The 20,624-nt window shown below is 46.1% G+C and carries 8 protein-coding genes, 6 rRNA genes and 1 pseudogene; 13 read left to right on the top strand and 2 right to left on the bottom strand.

The window, feature by feature from the left end; all coding sequences use genetic code 11:
- Nucleotides 1–3 precede the first annotated feature (3 nt).
- From SG0102_RS14915 to rrf (SG0102_RS14900), 4 genes are all read left to right on the top strand, one after another.
- Nucleotides 4–1,584: an IS66 family transposase gene (locus SG0102_RS14915; RefSeq protein WP_125118089.1), complete on the top strand. Its 1,581-nt coding sequence runs from the start codon at nucleotides 4–6 to the stop codon at nucleotides 1,582–1,584.
- A gap of 408 nt (nucleotides 1,585–1,992) precedes the next feature.
- Nucleotides 1,993–3,518: ribosomal RNA gene (locus tag SG0102_RS14910) — 16S ribosomal RNA — on the top strand.
- A gap of 264 nt (nucleotides 3,519–3,782) precedes the next feature.
- Nucleotides 3,783–6,669 (top strand): 23S ribosomal RNA (locus SG0102_RS14905).
- Between the two features lie 39 nt (nucleotides 6,670–6,708).
- Nucleotides 6,709–6,817: ribosomal RNA gene (rrf, locus tag SG0102_RS14900) — 5S ribosomal RNA — on the top strand.
- Together the 16S, 23S and 5S rRNA genes form the textbook arrangement of a ribosomal RNA operon.
- A gap of 291 nt (nucleotides 6,818–7,108) precedes the next feature.
- Here the strand turns inward: rrf (SG0102_RS14900) and SG0102_RS15800 are convergent.
- Nucleotides 7,109–8,452 (bottom strand): annotated as a pseudogene (locus tag SG0102_RS15800) (EAL domain-containing protein).
- Between the two features lie 804 nt (nucleotides 8,453–9,256).
- On the opposite strand from SG0102_RS15800, the gene SG0102_RS14885 reads away from it, so the two are divergent.
- The 3 genes from SG0102_RS14885 to rrf (SG0102_RS14875) all read left to right on the top strand — a co-directional run bounded on the left by SG0102_RS14885 (nucleotide 9,257) and on the right by rrf (SG0102_RS14875) (nucleotide 14,081).
- Nucleotides 9,257–10,782 (top strand): 16S ribosomal RNA (locus SG0102_RS14885).
- Nucleotides 10,783–11,046: 264 nt separating this feature from the next.
- Nucleotides 11,047–13,933, top strand: a 23S ribosomal RNA gene (locus tag SG0102_RS14880).
- A 39-nt stretch (nucleotides 13,934–13,972) separates the two neighbouring features.
- Nucleotides 13,973–14,081, top strand: a 5S ribosomal RNA gene (rrf, locus tag SG0102_RS14875).
- Nucleotides 14,082–14,462: 381 nt separating this feature from the next.
- On the opposite strand, the gene SG0102_RS14870 is transcribed toward rrf (SG0102_RS14875), so the two are convergent.
- Entirely contained in the window at nucleotides 14,463–14,963 is a 501-nt protein-coding gene (locus SG0102_RS14870; protein WP_125120676.1) for a dUTP diphosphatase, read from the bottom strand.
- Nucleotides 14,964–15,101: 138 nt separating this feature from the next.
- On the opposite strand from SG0102_RS14870, the gene SG0102_RS14865 reads away from it, so the two are divergent.
- The 6 genes from SG0102_RS14865 to SG0102_RS14840 all read left to right on the top strand — a co-directional run bounded on the left by SG0102_RS14865 (nucleotide 15,102) and on the right by SG0102_RS14840 (nucleotide 20,603).
- The gene (locus SG0102_RS14865) at nucleotides 15,102–15,764 is read left to right on the top strand and encodes a CDP-alcohol phosphatidyltransferase family protein (RefSeq protein WP_125120675.1); all 663 of its coding nucleotides are present in this window, start codon (nucleotides 15,102–15,104) and stop codon (nucleotides 15,762–15,764) included.
- Entirely contained in the window at nucleotides 15,749–16,609 is an 861-nt protein-coding gene (locus SG0102_RS14860; RefSeq protein WP_125120674.1) for a phosphatidylserine decarboxylase, read from the top strand. The genes SG0102_RS14865 and SG0102_RS14860 overlap by 16 nt, the downstream gene beginning before the upstream one ends.
- A 22-nt stretch (nucleotides 16,610–16,631) precedes the next feature.
- Complete coding sequence (locus SG0102_RS14855) at nucleotides 16,632–17,399, top strand: ParA family protein (RefSeq protein ID WP_125120673.1); 768 nt, start codon at nucleotides 16,632–16,634, stop codon at nucleotides 17,397–17,399.
- Nucleotides 17,392–18,282: a ParB/RepB/Spo0J family partition protein gene (locus SG0102_RS14850; protein ID WP_125120672.1), complete on the top strand. Its 891-nt coding sequence runs from the start codon at nucleotides 17,392–17,394 to the stop codon at nucleotides 18,280–18,282. Before SG0102_RS14855 ends, SG0102_RS14850 begins: the two co-directional genes overlap by 8 nt.
- A 10-nt stretch (nucleotides 18,283–18,292) precedes the next feature.
- Complete coding sequence (locus SG0102_RS14845; RefSeq protein ID WP_125120671.1) at nucleotides 18,293–18,958, top strand: hypothetical protein; 666 nt, start codon at nucleotides 18,293–18,295, stop codon at nucleotides 18,956–18,958.
- Between the two features lie 163 nt (nucleotides 18,959–19,121).
- Entirely contained in the window at nucleotides 19,122–20,603 is a 1,482-nt protein-coding gene (locus SG0102_RS14840; protein WP_125120670.1) for a glycoside hydrolase family 1 protein, read from the top strand.
- Nucleotides 20,604–20,624: the final 21 nt, after the last annotated feature.

Here is a 20,624-nt window from a genome sequence, read left to right as displayed (position 1 = left end):
TCAATGGATTCTTTAGGAACACTATCAGTAAAATATGATAAAGCATGCAAAAAGATTGGTGACCTTAAAACAAGACTTTACGATTGTAATGAAGAACTGAAATCCAAAAAACAGAAGCTTGAATACAGGGATAACAGAATCGCAAAATTAAAGCAGCTTTGTCTTGAAAAAGATGAAATGATTAGAAATCTTAATGATGAAATTAACAGACTGAAAGACAAGATTGAATATCTTAATGCCATAAGCAATCATGACTCAACTACCGTTGGTATTCCTACTGCGTCTACTCCTATAGGAAAAGCAAAATATAACTCAAGCATCAATTCCAGAGAGCCTACTGACAGAAAAATTGGAGGTCAGCCAGGACATTCTAAAAGTGAACTCGGTATTCCTGATGATATTGACGAAGAAATTGAATATGTGGCAGATGATGCAACTGAGTGTCCGAAATGTGGTTCTCATGAACTTGTTTTCACCGGCAAAACTAAAGCTGTATATGAGAAAACTATTAGCATCAAGCCTATAAACCTCAAAAAGGTTTTCTATCAATACAAATGCGGAAGCTGCGGGACTACATTTTTTCTTGGCCTGAAGCCTAATGAAAGATCAGCCTGTCACTATGGGACGGCAGTACAGGCCGTTGGCTTATCGCTAATGAATACCTGCAATGTTCCTATTAACAAGGTTAAAACCTTTTTTGAGGGGATCACAAACGGAGAAATAAGTCCGTCAGAAGGCTACCTTGCAAAACTTCCTATGATTGCATCAAAAAAGTTATCTGAGTTCCGTATAGTTTTAAAGAATCTAATGCTCCAAAGAACTCTCGTATATTGGGATGACACTGTTATCAATATTAATACAAAGAAAGGCTGCCTGCGCTTTTACGGAGATGAAACACTCTCATATTATACGGCTCATGAGAAGAAAGATCTTGAAGGGATTGAAGAAGACAAAGTCCTAACACTACTCACTGAAGAGCAAAAAACGATGCATGATCACAATAAAGTGAACTATAACGCTAAATTCAAGTTTGGCAACCTTGAATGCAATCAGCACCTTCAGCGTGACCTCAAAAAAATCGCTATTGATACAAAACATGATGAGCTTATGGAACTGAAAGATCTTATTTCCGATACCATCCACAAACGCAAAGAAGCCATAAACAAGGGAGAGACTCGCTTTAGTGATGAATTTATTGAAAACTTTAACAAAAAAGTTAATGATATACTCAACCGAGCGGAAAAGAGAAACAAAAAAGATTATGATGCATACTTTGGAAGATCCGAGAAGACGCTAATTAAGCGTATACGTGATTATTATGATAATTACTTTGCTTGGGTAAATGATTTCACTCTTCCGACAACCAATAATTGCGCAGAACGCGGACTTAGAGTCGTAAAAAGCCATATGCGATCATCAGGACAGTTCCAAAATATTCAAAACGCTCAGTATTACGCAGATGCCAAAACGTATATAGAAACCTGCAGGAAAAACGGAATAAATGAGATCTATGCAATGATACGACTTTATGAAGGTGATCCAATAACGGTAAAAGAAATATTCTCAGGGGAAGATCTCTCCTGAGAATCGACAAACCGTTATAATGGTGGAATAAGGTATCATAGCCATTACCTGAAATCAGATTTAACATCATGCTTCATTTCGCTGTGTATACATTTTACATACCTCTTTACTACAATTAAAACAAGGCCGTATCACGGGCACCGTTCCGTGCTCTTTTTAGGTACAACTTTATATATCAACTATATCTAACCGTGAATAGTAACAAAAAGTAATGAATTTATGCAAAAAGGCTTTACAAGTGCCGCACTTTGAGGTATTATAGACGAGTCGGCTGACGAAGGCCGGCACGCAGAACATTGAAAACTGAAAAGAAACACGTCAAAGAACTCATTTTTGAGCGGTGAACAAAACACCGGAAACAAATAGTCAGAAGTAATTTAAAGAGCTTATTCAAAGCTCCATTCATAAACAATGGAGAGTTTGATCCTGGCTCAGGATGAACGCTGGCGGCGTGCCTAATACATGCAAGTCGAACGGAGCACCTTGGTGCTCAGTGGCGAACGGGTGAGGAGAACATAGGTAACCTGCCCCTCCGAGGGGGACAACAGCTGGAAACGGCTGCTAAGACCGCATAGACGCATTCAGGGCATCCTGGATGCGCTAAATGACCGGATGGTCAGCGGGGGGATGGACCTATGCAGTATTAGCTGGTTGGCGGGGCAACGGCCCACCAAGGCGACGATACTTAGCCGGCCTGAGAGGGCGGACGGCCACACTGGGACTGAGACACGGCCCAGACTCCTACGGGAGGCAGCAGTAGGGAATTTTCGGCAATGGGGGAAATCCTGACCGAGCAACGCCGCGTGAACGAAGAAGGCCTTCGGGTCGTAAAGTTCTGTTGTACGGGAAGAACGTCGGATGGAGGAAATGCCATGCGAGTGACGGTACCGAACATAGAAAGCCACGGCTAACTACGTGCCAGCAGCCGCGGTAATACGTAGGTGGCGAGCGTTATCCGGAATCATTGGGCGTAAAGAGGGAGCAGGCGGTGATACAGGTCTGGAGGTGAAAGCCCGAAGCTAAACTTCGGGAAGCCCCGGAAACCGGATCACTGGAGTGCGGAAGAGGATCGTGGAATTCCATGTGTAGCGGTGAAATGCGTAGATATATGGAGGAACACCAGTGGCGAAGGCGACGGTCTGGTCCGCAACTGACGCTCAGTCCCGAAAGCGTGGGGAGCAAATAGGATTAGATACCCTAGTAGTCCACGCCGTAAACGATCGATACTAAGTGTCGGGAGTCAGATCCCGGTGCTGCAGTCAACGCAATAAGTATCGCGCCTGAGTAGTACGTTCGCAAGAATGAAACTCAAAGGAATTGACGGGGGCCCGCACAAGCGGTGGAGCATGTGGTTTAATTCGAAGCAACGCGAAGAACCTTACCAGGTCTTGACATCGATCTAAAAGGGAGAGAGATCTCCTCATAGCTATAGAGAAGACAGGTGGTGCATGGTTGTCGTCAGCTCGTGTCGTGAGATGTTGGGTTAAGTCCCGCAACGAGCGCAACCCCTGTCGCCAGTTGCCAGCATTGAGTTGGGGACTCTGGCGAGACTGCCTCTGCAAGGAGGAGGAAGGCGGGGATGACGTCAAATCATCATGCCCCTTATGACCTGGGCCACACACGTGCTACAATGGACGGAGCAGAGGGAAGCGAGACCGCGAGGTTGAGCAGAGCCCAGAAACCCGTTCTCAGTTCGGACTGCAGTCTGCAACTCGACTGCACGAAGCTGGAATCGCTAGTAATCGCGGATCAGCATGCCGCGGTGAATACGTTCTCGGGCCTTGTACACACCGCCCGTCACACCATGAGAGTCAGCAACACCCGAAGCCGGTGGCTCAACCGCAAGGAGAGAGCTGTCTAAGGTGGGGCCGATGATTGGGGTGAAGTCGTAACAAGGTATCCCTACGGGAACGTGGGGATGGATCACCTCCTTTCTAGGGAGAAAAGAGTGTTTCTTTTCGGTTTTCTCTGCTTTGCAGAGAAGGAAGACCCTTGAAAACCGCATACAATCAAAAGCAAAGAGAAGACTTATTAATTCAAATTAGTAAGACTTCCTGCAAACACTATATAAGGATAAGATCAGAGAAACATCAAAGGTCTAGAATCTGGTATAGTGGGCAAAAGCTAAGATAAACAAGAGAAACAGTTAGATCAAGAATAACAGTCAGTAAACTCAAGCTTATTCATATCAACTTTCAGGTCAAGAAAGAAAGGGCGTATGGCGGAAGCCTGGGCACACAGAGGCGAAGAAGGACGGAGCAAACACCGAAATGCATCGGGGAGCCGTAAGCAGGCGATGATCCGGTGATGTCCGAATGGGGAAACCCGCATGAGCAAGACTCATGCATCCTTCAGCGAATACATAGCTGGAGAGAGGCGAGACGCAGGGAACTGAAACATCTAAGTACCTGCAGGAAAAGAAATCAAACGAGATTCCGTAAGTAGCGGCGAGCGAAAGCGGAGGAGCCCAAACCATCATATGATGGGGTAGAAGGACCCGCACAAAGCGAAGGCCTCGGCAGCCGAATGTCATGGGAAGGACATCCAGAGAGGGTGAGAGACCCGTAGGCGAAACCGAGGTTTAGCGAGCGGAGATCCTGAGTACGGCGGGACACGAGAAATCCTGTCGGAAGCATCGGGGACCATCCCGAAAGGCTAAAGACTCCTGTGTGACCGATAGCGAACCAGTACCGTGAGGGAAAGGTGAAAAGAACCCCGGGAGGGGAGTGAAAGAGAACCAGAAACCATATGCCTACAAGAAGTCAGAGCCCGTCAAAGGGTGATGGCGTGCCTTTTGTAGAATGAGCCGGCGAGTTGCTTTTCCAGGCGAGGCTAAGCAGGATATGCGGAGCCGAAGCGAAAGCGAGTCTTAATAGGGCGAGAGTCTGGAGGAGCAGACCCGAAACCGGGTGATCTAGCCATGGACAGGTTGAAGTCGGGGTGAGACCCGATGGAGGACCGAACCGACCCCCGTTGAAACGTTGGCGGATGATCTGTGGCTAGGGGTGAAATTCCAAACGAACCCGGAGATAGCTGGTTCTCCCCGAAATAGCTTTAGGGCTAGCGTCGCGAGACGGCATGCGAAGGTAGAGCACTGAATATGCGATGGCCTCATCCCGAGGTACTGAGCATAATCAAACTCCGAATGTCGCACGTCCAGTCGCGGCAGTCAGTCTGCGGGTGATAAGGTCCGCGGACAAGAGGGAAACAGCCCAGACCATCAGCTAAGGTCCCAAAGTGCATGCCAAGTGGAAAAGGAAGTGGGGACGTGGAGACAACTAGGAGGTTGGCTCAGAAGCAGCCATCCTTCAAAGAGTGCGTAACAGCTCACTAGTCGAATGACCCTGCGCCGATAATTTACCGGGGCTAAGCATGACACCGAAGCTATGGATATGAAAATATGGTAGGGGAGCGTTCCATCCGGCGGAGAAGCGGGACCGAAAGGGCCCGAGGAGCGGATGGAAGAGAGAATGCCGGCGTGAGTAGCGAGATGCGGGTGAGAATCCCGCACACCGATGGCCCAAGGTCTCCAGAGGAAGGTTCGTCCGCTCTGGGAGAGTCGGGACCTAAGGAGAGGCCGAAAGGCGTATCCGATGGAAGACAGGCGGAGATTCCTGTACCCTTCAGGGAGCGATGGAGTGACGGAGAAGGCTAGCGCAACCGGCGGACGGAAGAGCCGGGGCAAGCGAGGTAGCCGTGATGCAGTGAAATGCGCATCACATAAGGCGAAGGCGTGACGCATACGGAAAGCTGCGGCAAGTACGGAAAAGCGTGAAGCAGACTTCCAGGAAAAGCTTCTAGCACAAATTTCTGAAGGCCCGTACCGAAAATGGACACACATGGGCAGGGAGAGAATCCCAAGGTGAGCGAGAGAACTGCAGCTAAGGAACTCTGCAAAATGACCCCGTAACTTAGGGAGAAGGGGTGCTCTTCGGAGCCGCAGAAAAATGGCCCAAGCGACTGTTTACCAAAAACACAGCTCTCTGCGAAGGCGCAAGCCGAAGTATAGGGGGTGACGCCTGCCCGGTGCTGGAAGGTCAAGAGGAGTGGTCAGCGAAAGCGAAGCCATGATACGAAGCCCCAGTAAACGGCGGCCGTAACTATAACGGTCCTAAGGTAGCGAAATTCCTTGTCAGGTAAGTTCTGACCCGCACGAAAGGCGTAACGATTTGGGCGCTGTCTCGGCTGCAGACTCGGTGAAGTCTTAGTACCTGTGAAGATGCAGGTTGCCCGCGACTAGACGGAAAGACCCCATGGAGCTTCACTGCAGGCCGACATTGGGCCTGGGTGCATGACGTACAGGATAGGTGGGAGGCTGTGAGACGGGTTCGCCAGGATCCGAGGAGCCGCTGTTGGGATACCACCCCTCGTGCACTTAGGTTCTAACCGGGACGCGTAAGCCGCGTACGGGACAGTGTCAGCCGGGCAGTTTGACTGGGGCGGTCGCCTCCCAAAGAGTAACGGAGGCGCCCAAAGATACCCTCAGCGTGGATGGAAACCACGCATCGAGCGCAAAGGCATAAGGGTGTCTGACTGCGAGACAAACAGGTCGAGCAGGGACGAAAGTCGGGCTTAGTGATCCGGCGGTACCGCATGGAAGGGCCGTCGCTCAACGGATAAAAGCTACCCTGGGGATAACAGGCTGATCTCCCCCAAGAGTTCACATCGACGGGGAGGTTTGGCACCTCGATGTCGGCTCATCGCATCCTGGAGCTGAAGTCGGTTCCAAGGGTTGGGCTGTTCGCCCATTAAAGCGGTACGCGAGCTGGGTTCAGAACGTCGTGAGACAGTTCGGTCCCTATCTGTCGTGGGCGCAGGAGGTCTGAGGAGAGCTGCCCTCAGTACGAGAGGACCGGGGTGGACGGACCGATGGTGGACCAGTTGTCACGCCAGTGGCACAGCTGGGTAGCCAAGTCCGGAAGGGATAAGCGCTGAAGGCATCTAAGCGTGAAGCCCCCTCCAAGATGAGACCTCCCGTTGCTTAGCAAGTAAGGCCCCTTAAAGACGATAAGGTTGATAGACCGGGAGTGAAAGCATGGCGACATGTTCAGCGGACCGGCACTAATAGGCCGAGGACTTGACCAGAGAAGAGATTGTGTGCGGTTTTCAGGGGAGATCCTGAGATCCGGTAGCGATGGCGTGATGGAGACACCCGTACCCATGCCGAACACGGAAGTTAAGCATCACAGCGTCGACGATAGTCAGAAATGGCGACAATAGAACGCTGCCGGTCGATAGCACCTCAGATGAGGTGCTTTTGTTTTGCGTGAGATTTATACCTCACGCTTTTTTAATTGCGCCCATGAAATGTGAACATCATTTCTGATAATCATGTTTATCCACCAAGGCAGTGACTAACACATTCAGAAAAACAAATACTCCACTATCACTGTGGATAAGCATAAAAAGAGCAGGAGAAACGCACAATGATGGTGGAAAAGAGCTCTGAGCAAAGAAGAAAGTCACCGTTTATGTGAATAAGAGATATGGATAAAAAAACGATCCCGTGAGGGATCGTAACTATTTAGAATTCTGTTAGTGGTACAGGTTTATAGAAGTAAAAGCCTTGGATATAATTAACACCAGCTTCTTTAACGAATTGATATTGTTTTTCTGTTTCAACGCCTTCACATAAAGTATGAATACCTAACTTCTGACAGGATGCTATTATTGCTTGAATAATGACTTTATTGGCTTCGTGGTTTTCGCATAAATCACGGATAAAAGATTGATCGATCTTGATGAGATGGAAATGATAACGGGTAAGGATATTGAGATTAGAATAACCACTGCCGAAGTCATCAACCCATATGGTATAGCCGTGTTTGAAAAAAGCATTTAATTGTTTATTAAAGTACTCACTTGCTTGGGCAATATCCTGTTCGGTGATTTCAATGGTGATCATAGAAACTGGGATATGATATTTTTTAAGGATATCGTCAACTGACTTAAACATGTTCTTGTGATCGAAATCTTGCGCTGACAAGTTGATGGAAACATGGTTGAGAGGTTGTCTTGCTGCTTTTCGCTGTTGAATATCTTTGCAGACTTGTTCAACTACGTAGAGATCTCATTTATATGTGAGATGATACTTGGTGAGAATGGGAATGAACTCGCCTGGGGAAATAAATCCCTGGCCAGGATCAATCCATCTAGCTAATGCTTCATGAGAAACGATCGCTTGGCTCTGGCTATTGACGATGCGATGATAATATACCTGGATATAATGATTTTTCAGGGCATCATCAAAATGGTCAATAAAGAATTGTCTGCGCTGATATTCCAATTCAATGGCTGAAGAGTAATATACAGCATGAATATTGCGATCATTTCCAATTGTTTTGAGAGCACGGCGGGCGTGCTCAATACCGGAATAGATATTATCATCAGGGGTGATCAGGCAAAGACCAGCTTTAATGCCTAATGTATTTCCTTCCGCTTTTTTGATGATTTCATCACTGATGGTTTTGGTGATCATTTCATCATAAGGGGTTGATTTTGTTAAGACGATAAAGTGATCATTAGGATTTCGAATAATAAAGCTATTAGGATAATATGTTTTTAAAATATTAGCGGTTAGTTTAAGAAGTTCATCACCAGCTTTATAACCATATTGATCATTGTAATTCTGCATAGCACAAACATCGAAGAAGAGTAATAACGGTTTATTCTTATTGAGTCTGATGGCTTCGATCTTTTCTTCACCAAATTCATGCAGGTAATTGATATTAGGAAGTTTGGTAAGGGGATCAATATAGAAATGCTCCTCCTGTTCTTTATGATACTTTTGTGATTCTTCGTTTATGAAGGCGACGGATGCTGTTAAATCAAGATAATGAAGGAAAGCCAATTTAGTACGATCAGGCATGGTCTGCCAGTGTCCAACAGCATGAATAAGAGTACTTTTACCATCAACATCATTGGAGCAATAAATAACATCATATTTGCTTTCATGGTTAGTAAAAGCCGCATATTGTTTAGCAAGCTTGCCAGCATAAGCGGGATCAACGCGTTTAAACATACTGTTTGTTAAAGAAGAGGTGAGGTGTTCACGAGAATCCTTCTTTAACTGACAGAATCCATCAGAGACAAGAATGGTCACGACTTTTCCGTCAATGACCTGGTAAATCGCTAAAGGCATCATGAGACTCTCGTAGGCATTTCTTAATTTATCGCTAAACTGGTACATTTATTTGCTCTTTTCTGAAATGTAAATGTTTATCATGGTGACAATAAGTGTGAAAAAAATTCATGAAAATAATGTGAAAATGCGACTATTTCAAAATAGAATAACAAAAATGCTGATAGTCATTTAAGTGAGCAGTCGTTAATGAGATAATTAAATTATGGAATAAATGAAGCAAGTAGCGATAAAAAAATAATAGGCCATTTTTATCCTGGAAGGGGATAAACAGCCTGCAAAGATGAAAAAATGACGATATAAACACAACAAAAAAGAAAGATACAAAAAAATGGTAAAATTATGCAAAAAGGCTTTACAAGTGCCGCACTTTGAGGTATTATAGTCGAGTCGGCTGACGAAGGCCGGCGCGCAGAACATTGAAAACTGAAAAGAAACACGTCAAAGAACTCATTTTTGAGCGGTGAACAAAACACCGAAAACAAATAGTCAGAAGTAATTTAATGAGCTTATTCAAAGCTCCATTCATAAACAATGGAGAGTTTGATCCTGGCTCAGGATGAACGCTGGCGGCGTGCCTAATACATGCAAGTCGAACGGAGCACCTTGGTGCTCAGTGGCGAACGGGTGAGGAGAACATAGGTAACCTGCCCCTCCGAGGGGGACAACAGCTGGAAACGGCTGCTAAGACCGCATAGACGCATTCAGGGCATCCTGGATGCGCTAAATGACCGGATGGTCAGCGGGGGGATGGACCTATGCAGTATTAGCTAGTTGGCGGGGCAACGGCCCACCAAGGCGACGATACTTAGCCGGCCTGAGAGGGCGGACGGCCACACTGGGACTGAGACACGGCCCAGACTCCTACGGGAGGCAGCAGTAGGGAATTTTCGGCAATGGGGGAAACCCTGACCGAGCAACGCCGCGTGAACGAAGAAGGCCTTCGGGTCGTAAAGTTCTGTTGTACGGGAAGAACGTCGGATGGAGGAAATGCCATGCGAGTGACGGTACCGAACATAGAAAGCCACGGCTAACTACGTGCCAGCAGCCGCGGTAATACGTAGGTGGCGAGCGTTATCCGGAATCATTGGGCGTAAAGAGGGAGCAGGCGGTGATACAGGTCTGGAGGTGAAAGCCCGAAGCTAAACTTCGGGTAGCCCCGGAAACCGGATCACTGGAGTGCGGAAGAGGATCGTGGAATTCCATGTGTAGCGGTGAAATGCGTAGATATATGGAGGAACACCAGTGGCGAAGGCGACGGTCTGGTCCGCAACTGACGCTCAGTCCCGAAAGCGTGGGGAGCAAATAGGATTAGATACCCTAGTAGTCCACGCCGTAAACGATCGATACTAAGTGTCGGGAGTCAGATCCCGGTGCTGCAGTCAACGCAATAAGTATCGCGCCTGAGTAGTACGTTCGCAAGAATGAAACTCAAAGGAATTGACGGGGGCCCGCACAAGCGGTGGAGCATGTGGTTTAATTCGAAGCAACGCGAAGAACCTTACCAGGTCTTGACATCGATCTAAAAGGGAGAGAGATCTCCTCATAGCTATAGAGAAGACAGGTGGTGCATGGTTGTCGTCAGCTCGTGTCGTGAGATGTTGGGTTAAGTCCCGCAACGAGCGCAACCCCTGTCGCCAGTTGCCAGCATTTAGTTGGGGACTCTGGCGAGACTGCCTCTGCAAGGAGGAGGAAGGCGGGGATGACGTCAAATCATCATGCCCCTTATGACCTGGGCCACACACGTGCTACAATGGACGGAGCAGAGGGAAGCGAGACCGCGAGGTTGAGCAGAGCCCAGAAACCCGTTCTCAGTTCGGACTGCAGTCTGCAACTCGACTGCACGAAGCTGGAATCGCTAGTAATCGCGGATCAGCATGCCGCGGTGAATACGTTCTCGGGCCTTGTACACACCGCCCGTCACACCATGAGAGTCAGCAACACCCGAAGCCGGTGGCTCAACCGCAAGGAGAGAGCTGTCTAAGGTGGGGCCGATGATTGGGGTGAAGTCGTAACAAGGTATCCCTACGGGAACGTGGGGATGGATCACCTCCTTTCTAGGGAGAAATGCGTGTTTCTTTTCGGTTTTCTCTGCTTTGCAGAGAAGGAAGACCCTTGAAAACCGCATACAATCAAAAGCAAAGAGAAGACTTATTAATTCAAATTAGTAAGACTTCCTGCAAACACTATATAAGGATAAGATCAGAGAAACATCAAAGGTCTAGAATCTGGTATAGTGGGCAAAAGCTAAGATAAACAAGAGAAACAGTTAGATCAAGAATAACAGTCAGTAAACTCAAGCTTATTCATATCAACTTTCAGGTCAAGAAAGAAAGGGCGTATGGCGGAAGCCTGGGCACACAGAGGCGAAGAAGGACGGAGCAAACACCGAAATGCATCGGGGAGCCGTAAGCAGGCGATGATCCGGTGATGTCCGAATGGGGAAACCCGCATGAGCAAGACTCATGCATCCTTCAGCGAATACATAGCTGGAGAGAGGCGAGACGCAGGGAACTGAAACATCTAAGTACCTGCAGGAAAAGAAATCAAACGATATTCCGTAAGTAGCGGCGAGCGAAAGCGGAGGAGCCCAAACCATCATATGATGGGGTAGAAGGACCCGCACAAAGCGAAGGCCTCGGCAGCCGAATGTCATGGGAAGGACATCCAGAGAGGGTGAGAGACCCGTAGGCGAAACCGAGGTTTAGCGAGCGGAGATCCTGAGTACGGCGGGACACGAGAAATCCTGTCGGAAGCATCGGGGACCATCCCGAAAGGCTAAAGACTCCTGTGTGACCGATAGCGAACCAGTACCGTGAGGGAAAGGTGAAAAGAACCCCGGGAGGGGAGTGAAAGAGAACCAGAAACCATATGCCTACAAGAAGTCAGAGCCCGTCAAAGGGTGATGGCGTGCCTTTTGTAGAATGAGCCGGCGAGTTGCTTTTCCAGGCGAGGCTAAGCAGGATATGCGGAGCCGAAGCGAAAGCGAGTCTTAAGAGGGCGAGAGTCTGGAGGAGCAGACCCGAAACCGGGTGATCTAGCCATGGACAGGTTGAAGTCGGGGTGAGACCCGATGGAGGACCGAACCGACCCCCGTTGAAACGTTGGCGGATGATCTGTGGCTAGGGGTGAAATTCCAAACGAACCCGGAGATAGCTGGTTCTCCCCGAAATAGCTTTAGGGCTAGCGTCGCGAGACGGCATGCGAAGGTAGAGCACTGAATATGCGATGGCCTCATCCCGAGGTACTGAGCATAATCAAACTCCGAATGTCGCACGTCCAGTCGCGGCAGTCAGTCTGCGGGTGATAAGGTCCGCGGACAAGAGGGAAACAGCCCAGACCATCAGCTAAGGTCCCAAAGTGCATGCCAAGTGGAAAAGGAAGTGGGGACGTGGAGACAACTAGGAGGTTGGCTCAGAAGCAGCCATCCTTCAAAGAGTGCGTAACAGCTCACTAGTCGAATGACCCTGCGCCGATAATTTACCGGGGCTAAGCATGACACCGAAGCTATGGATATGAAAATATGGTAGGGGAGCGTTCCATCCGGCGGAGAAGCGGGACCGAAAGGGCCCGAGGAGCGGATGGAAGAGAGAATGCCGGCGTGAGTAGCGAGATGCGGGTGAGAATCCCGCACACCGATGGCCCAAGGTCTCCAGAGGAAGGTTCGTCCGCTCTGGGAGAGTCGGGACCTAAGGAGAGGCCGAAAGGCGTATCCGATGGAAGACAGGCGGAGATTCCTGTACCCTTCAGGGAGCGATGGAGTGACGGAGAAGGCTAGCGCAACCGGCGGACGGAAGAGCCGGGGCAAGCGAGGTAGCCGTGATGCAGTGAAATGCGCATCACAGAAGGCGAAGGCGTGACGCATACGGAAAGCTGCGGCAAGTACGGAAAAGCGTGAAGCAGACTTCCAGGAAAAGCTTCTAGCACAAATTTCTGAAGGCCCGTACCGAAAATGGACACACATGGGCAGGGAGAGAATCCCAAGGTGAGCGAGAGAACTGCAGCTAAGGAACTCTGCAAAATGACCCCGTAACTTAGGGAGAAGGGGTGCTCTTCGGAGCCGCAGAAAAATGGCCCAAGCGACTGTTTACCAAAAACACAGCTCTCTGCGAAGGCGCAAGCCGAAGTATAGGGGGTGACGCCTGCCCGGTGCTGGAAGGTCAAGAGGAGTGGTCAGCGAAAGCGAAGCCATGATACGAAGCCCCAGTAAACGGCGGCCGTAACTATAACGGTCCTAAGGTAGCGAAATTCCTTGTCAGGTAAGTTCTGACCCGCACGAAAGGCGTAACGATTTGGGCGCTGTCTCGGCTGCAGACTCGGTGAAGTCTTAGTACCTGTGAAGATGCAGGTTGCCCGCGACTAGACGGAAAGACCCCATGGAGCTTCACTGCAGGCCGACATTGGGCCTGGGTGCATGACGTACAGGATAGGTGGGAGGCTGTGAGACGGGTTCGCCAGGATCCGAGGAGCCGCTGTTGGGATACCACCCCTCGTGCACTTAGGTTCTAACCGGGACGCGTAAGCCGCGTACGGGACAGTGTCAGCCGGGCAGTTTGACTGGGGCGGTCGCCTCCCAAAGAGTAACGGAGGCGCCCAAAGATACCCTCAGCGTGGATGGAAACCACGCATCGAGCGCAAAGGCATAAGGGTGTCTGACTGCGAGACAAACAGGTCGAGCAGGGACGAAAGTCGGGCTTAGTGATCCGGCGGTACCGCATGGAAGGGCCGTCGCTCAACGGATAAAAGCTACCCTGGGGATAACAGGCTGATCTCCCCCAAGAGTTCACATCGACGGGGAGGTTTGGCACCTCGATGTCGGCTCATCGCATCCTGGAGCTGAAGTCGGTTCCAAGGGTTGGGCTGTTCGCCCATTAAAGCGGTACGCGAGCTGGGTTCAGAACGTCGTGAGACAGTTCGGTCCCTATCTGTCGTGGGCGCAGGAGGTCTGAGGAGAGCTGCCCTCAGTACGAGAGGACCGGGGTGGACGGACCGATGGTGGACCAGTTGTCACGCCAGTGGCACAGCTGGGTAGCCAAGTCCGGAAGGGATAAGCGCTGAAGGCATCTAAGCGTGAAGCCCCCTCCAAGATGAGACCTCCCGTTGCTTAGCAAGTAAGGCCCCTTAAAGACGATAAGGTTGATAGACCGGGAGTGAAAGCATGGCGACATGTTCAGCGGACCGGCACTAATAGGCCGAGGACTTGACCAGAGAAGAGATTGTGTGCGGTTTTCAGGGGAGATCCTGAGATCCGGTAGCGATGGCGTGATGGAGACACCCGTACCCATGCCGAACACGGAAGTTAAGCATCACAGCGTCGACGATAGTCAGAAATGGCGACAATAGAACGCTGCCGGTCAGCAGCACCTCAGATGAGGTGCTTTTGTTTTGCGTGAGAGTAGGAGCTCACGCTTTTTTAATTGCACTCATGAAATGTGAACATCATTTCTGATAATCATATTTATCCACCAAAGCAGTGACTAACACATTTAGAAATACAAATAATCCACCAACACTGTGGATAAACATAAAAAGAGCAGGAGAAACGCACAATGACGGTGGAAAAGAGCTCTGCGCAAAGAAGAAAGTCACCGTTTATGTGAATAAGAGATGATGATCATTTTATTTCCTAACATATGTAAATAAATGGATATTTTTTGTTTGTCACACAAGATGAAAATAATAAACAGGAAAAAAGGGTAAAATAAAAGATATCTGGTGAGAGATATCTTAATGGGTATTATTTCTTAGTGGTTGAGCCAAATCCGCCATTGCGAATGTCGGTGGCATCATCATCGATGGTTAAGCCATAGGTCATAAAAATACCTTGAGCGATGCCTTCACCAGCTTTGATGCAGAGTGATTTGTTTTCGTTTGAATCATTTGTGAGTTTAATAAAGATATGACCTTCATTATCGCTATAGTAGTAATCAGAATCAATGATCCCAACGGTATTATTAAGCTGGAGACGATATTTAAAGCCGAGGCCGCTGCGGGGATAGATCATGAGTACCCAGCTAGGATTCATTTCACAACGTATACCAGTGGGAATTTTGATGGTTTCACCAGGGTTTAAAGTAAAACTGATCGGTGAGAAGAAATCGTATCCGGCGGAACCTTTCGTGGCTCTTTTAGGAAGCTTAAGAGCATCATAGACAGACTGTAAATCGAGGTGACTGTAGTCTTCCATGCCTTGTTTAAATTGTTCAAATGAGACTTTATCAAATTTTGCTTTTTCCATAGTTTCCTCCTGAGATCTTCATTATACGCAAATATGCGTCGTAAAAAAAGGGTATTCATAAAGTTTTGCTCGTTTAAAAGACCTATAAAAATAGGAATAATCATGTTATAATGAAAAAGAATTTTTGAGGTGAATAATATGATTGGTTTCTATAATTATACAGTAATCTTAACGTATTGTAGTTTGATTTCTGCTTTGATCGGAACTCATTTCGCATTCCAGCATCAATATGTCCTGGCATTGCTTTGTTTAATGCTTTGTGGCTTTTTTGATTCGTTTGACGGAATGGTTGCGCGTAGTAAAAAGAATCGAACACCAGAGGAAAAGATGTTTGGCATCCAAATTGATTCCTTAGTTGATTTAGTTTCTTTTGGTGTCTTCCCTGCTATTATAGCGTATTCAATGGGGTTCACTAAAGCAAGATGCCTGCCTTTTTTTGCGATTTATGTCTTAGGGGCGGTCATTCGTTTGGCTTATTTCAATGTTATGGAAGATATGCGTCAGAAGAAGACGAATGAAAAGCGTAAGTATTATACCGGGTTGCCGGTGACATCTTCATCTATTATTTTTCCGGCGATTTACTGTTTAAATGCATGGTTTAAAATTCATACCGTACAAATGATTTATTTTGTCGGTTTAGGGGTTGTCGGGATCCTGTTTATTTCCCGTATTAAGGTACCTAAACCTGATTTAAGAGGGGTTTTAGTACTGATTGCTGTTGGTGCAGTGCTATTTATTATGCTGGCGTTAACGGGGACAATTCGTATGGGAGGACATCCGTTCAGTTGGCTGTATTTCTAAGAAACGGCGAAGAGGCTGTTTATAATCAGAGTCAGGACCAGCAGTTAAAAGTGCTTTACGGCACCAAAGCCGGAAGAGCACTAGTCAAAGTGCTGACTTTGCCAGCAGTGTCAAAATTAGGCGGCTGCGCGTTATCATCACCAGTTTCTAAAGTGGCAATCAAGCCTTTTATTAAGGCCAATAACATTGATATGTCACAGTATGAAGGAAACGATTTCGCCAGTTATAATGCCTTTTTTACCAGACATATTAAAGATGGAATGCGTCCCTTTGAAAAAGATCCATCGATTTTATGTGCACCATGCGATAGTAAAGTGACTTATGTAAAAATTGAAGATGATACGCGGCTCATTGTCAAAAATACTGCGTATACGCTTGATGAATTACTCTTAACACCAAGTTTAACGGATGAATATAAAGGTGGTACTTGCCTGATTTTCCGTTTAACGGTTGATGATTATCACCATTATCATTTCTTTGATGATGGCGTTGCTGAAAAAGAACATATCATTCCTGGAGAATTCCATACGGTCAATCCGATCGCTAATGATTATTTCCCTATTTATAAACGTAATACACGTCATTTTACGATGTTACATACAAAACATTTTGATGATGTGATCTTTATGGAAGTGGGTGCTTTGATGGTCGGTAAGATTGTTAATCATCCGATTCATACCTTCCATAAAGGAGAAGAAAAAGGACTGTTCGAATTTGGCGGCAGTACGATTATCTGTTTATTTAAAAAGGATATCATCAAAGTTGATGATGACATTATAGAACATTCAAATCACCATGATGAAGTAAAAGTAAGATTAGGGGAACGCGTCGGCATGCGCTTATAACCCCGTTAAGGAGGAGTAGTAAATGTCCAAAGTGATTGCAATCACAAATCAGAAGGGTGGCGTTGGGAAAACAACCACCAGCGTTAATCTTTCAGCGGCTCTGGCACTCGAAAAAAATAAAGTGCTCCTCGTTGATATGGATCCTCAGGCTAATGCCACTCAGGGCATTGGCATCGATCGTAATATGATTGAACATACCACTTATGAGGTCCTTATTGATCAGGTCACTATTGATAAAATCATTGTCCACAGCAATGTCGAAAACCTCGATGTTGCGCCTGCCAGCATTGATTTAGCTGGGGTTGAAGTCCAGTTATCGAATGTTCGCAGCGGCCGTGAACAGCGTTTGAAGAAGGCGATGGCCAATATTCGTGATAATTATGATTATATTATCATTGACTGCCCTCCTTCATTAAGTTTATTAAATACCAATGCGCTCGCCGCATCAGATTCGGTGCTGATTCCTGTTCAGTGTGAATATTATGCCCTGGAAGGTCTCACTCAGTTACTGAATACGATTTTACTGACACAGTCAGTCTTTAATAAAGATTTAACGATTGAAGGTGTCTTATTAACGATGTTAGATTCACGTACAAATCTTGGCGTTGAAGTTTCACAGGAAGTCAGAAAGTATTTTAAGGAAAAAGTTTATGAAACCGTCATTCCAAGAAATATCAAATTATCTGAAGCCCCATCTGCAGGATTATCCATCTTTGATTATGACCCAAGCAGTGCAGGGGCAAAAGCCTATGCTAAACTTGCAAGAGAAGTGGTGAACCGTAATGCCTAAAGGAAAGAAGAAAGCTTTAAGCCGTGGCCTAGATGCGATCTTTAATGATAGTTCTAATGGACCTGATTTACAAAGTGCCATCGATGCCATTGAAAAGAAATCCGATGAATTTACTCAGGAGTTAGTACCGGTTGATCAGATCCGTCCTAATCCTTACCAGCCTCGTAAATATTTTGATCAGGAGAAGCTTGAAGAACTCTCTCTTTCAATTAAGGAACACGGGATCTTTCAGCCGCTATTATTAAAGAAGTCGATTCACGGCTATGATATCGTTGCTGGGGAACGTCGTCATAAAGCGGCCATTATGGCTGGTTTAAAAGAAGTGCCAGCGATTATCGTGGACTTCACCGATGATCAGATGATGGAGATTGCCTTACTGGAAAATATCCAGCGTGAAGATCTTAATGCCATTGAAGAAGCGAAAGCTTATAAAGCGATGATGGATCGTTTCCATTTAACCCAGGAGAAACTGAGCGAAAGAGTCGGTAAATCCCGTGCCCATATCGCCAATACGATGCGTTTACTCAATCTCCCAGAAGAAATACAGAACTATATTCTTGATGGAACATTATCCATGGGTCATGTTAAACCATTAATTGGTCTGGATAATGAGAAAGCCTTAGAAATCGCGCAGAAAGCGATTAAAGAGAAACTTTCTGTCCGTCAGGTAGAAGATATCGTCAAAGCCTTAAAAGCGGCGCCTAAGAAGAAAAAAGAACCAAAGAAAGAAAAACATGACGAATACGCTTATGCAGAATCTATTTTGCGTAAGAAATATGGTACCAACATCAAAGTTGATGACAAAACCATTACTATTAAGTATAAAGGTGATGAGGATCTCAACCGCATCTTAGAGTTAATGGGTGTCATTGAAGATGTCTAAGGAGAAAGTTATGAAAGTTATTGATTTATTAAAACAGGTAGATCCGGAAAAGATCTACCCGAATTTACATGTCAGTCTGGCCCTTAATAAGGAAGATAATAAGCGTCAGCATGATGCTTTTATAAAAGCTTTTCATAAGTTGACTCAAGAGCCTGCTTATTATGAAGACAAGGGTTATCTTGTTTTCGTTTACAGCGGTACTTACTATGAAGCACCTGTTGCTGTGGCTTTAGAAGCGTTTATGTTCCGGCGAGATGATATCAAAGACTTTAAGGTCTATAACCAGTTAGAATCTTTTATGCTGGAAGATAAGAAACGTAATGAACGCATTGCCCGCACGACTGGTCAAGCAGCGAAAAAACTTATTGATGAAACACCATTCCCAGCTTCTCAGTATATGAAAATGATGCCTTGGAATGATGTTTTAGGGGCTGAAATTGTGCCTGGCTTAGGCGATTACAGTGATGAACTGGCGGCGTCCTGCATCCTTGATTTAATGATGAGCTATGATGTTGATGAAGAGAAATCGCATCAGTCTTGTCAGAAGATCGATGAGGAAAATCGTCATAATCCCATGACGCTTACCAGCCGTCGTAAAAAGGCGCTTGCTCGTCATTTATATGATTATAAAGTTTTACAGATTTTAGCACATCGCGCCGAAGATGGGACTCTTTAAAGAACTAAAGGAAAAGCAGCGCCAGATCGTTAAAGAGCAAAAACCAAAAGCCAGCGAAAAACCATTACATGAAAGACGAAGACGCAGGAAATAGCGTCTTTTCTTTTTGCGGAAATAATACTTATCATCATTGAAAGCGTTTATAATTAAAGGTGAGGTGAAGATGATGAAGATGTTTCCAGAAGGATTTTTATGGGGCGGAGCGATTGCGGCTAACCAGTGTGAAGGCGCCTGGAAAGAAGGCGGAAAAGGGCCTTCAGTGGCCGATGTCGCCAAGTTTGCAGATCCGCAATCACAGAAAGATTTACTAGACATTCATAAGTTAACCGATATTGATGATGAAGCGATTGCTAAGGCATTAGCGACCGATGATGAAACATATTATCCAAAACGTCATGGGATTGATTTCTATCATCACTATAAAGAAGATATCCGCTTATTAGCGGGAATGGGCTTTAAGGTTTTCCGATTATCCATTGCCTGGTCAAGAATCTTTCCCCATGGGGATGAAGAAACGCCTAATGAAGAAGGATTACAGTTTTATGATGATGTCTTTGATGAATGTCTGAAATATGGCATGCAGCCCTTGGTGACGATGTCGCATTATGAGCCGCCGCTATATCTGGTCACAAAGTATAATGGCTGGTATAATCGTAAACTTATTGATTTCTTTACCCATTATGTCGATGTCATTACCAAACGTTATCAAGATAAAGTGAAATACTGGCTCACTTTTAATGAAATTGATTCGATTATCCGTCATCCTTTTATGACAGGTGGCCTGATTGAATCACGTTTTGATCCCGAGCAGTTTGAAGAAGTCGAATATCAGGCAATGCATCATCAGTTTGTGGCGAGCGCATTAGCAGTGAAGATCACCCATCAGAATATTCCTGATGCGAAAGTGGGCTGTATGCTTACTAAAGTTACTTTTTATCCTTATACCTGCAAACCTGAAGATGTCCTGGAAGAGAGAGAAAAGATGCGCGAGATTTATTGTTACAGCGATACGCAGGTCTTTGGTGAATATCCTCAATACTTATTAACGAAGTACCATAATAAAGGCTATCATATTGTCATGAGTGAAGAGGATTTAAAGATCATGAAAGAGAATCCCGTTGATTTTATTTCCTTCTCCTATTATTCCTCTAACTGCGTCGCTAAAGATACAAGCGGTTTAGATGTGACAACTGGCAATACCACGATGGCGATTAAGAATCCTTATTTACCAAGCTCTCAGTGGGGCTGGCAGATTGATCCGATTGGTTTAAGAATCTCCTTAATTGATTTATATGATCGTTATCATAAACCATTATTTGTCGTAGAAAATGGTTTAGGAGCCATTGATACCATTGATGAAAATGGCGAAATTCAGGATGATTACCGGATTGATTATCTAAGCGAACATATCAAACAAATGGGTTATGCCATTCATGATGATGGTGTGGAATTAATGGGGTATACCACTTGGGCACCAATTGATTTGGTTTCCAACTCTTCGAACCAGATGAGTAAACGTTATGGCTTTATTTATGTTGATGTTGATGATTATGGTCATGGCAGTTATAAACGCATGAAAAAGAAGTCGTATGACTGGTATAAACAAGTGATTGAACACAATGGCGACAATCTCTTTGAAGACTAAAAAAGATGCCCGAAAGGCATC

This window comes from Intestinibaculum porci (assembly GCF_003925875.1).
GTDB classification, from domain to species: Bacteria; Bacillota_I; Bacilli_A; order Erysipelotrichales; family Coprobacillaceae; genus Intestinibaculum; species Intestinibaculum porci.
Note: the sequence above shows the minus strand (reverse complement) of the source record. Positions and strands in the feature narration are given on the sequence as shown.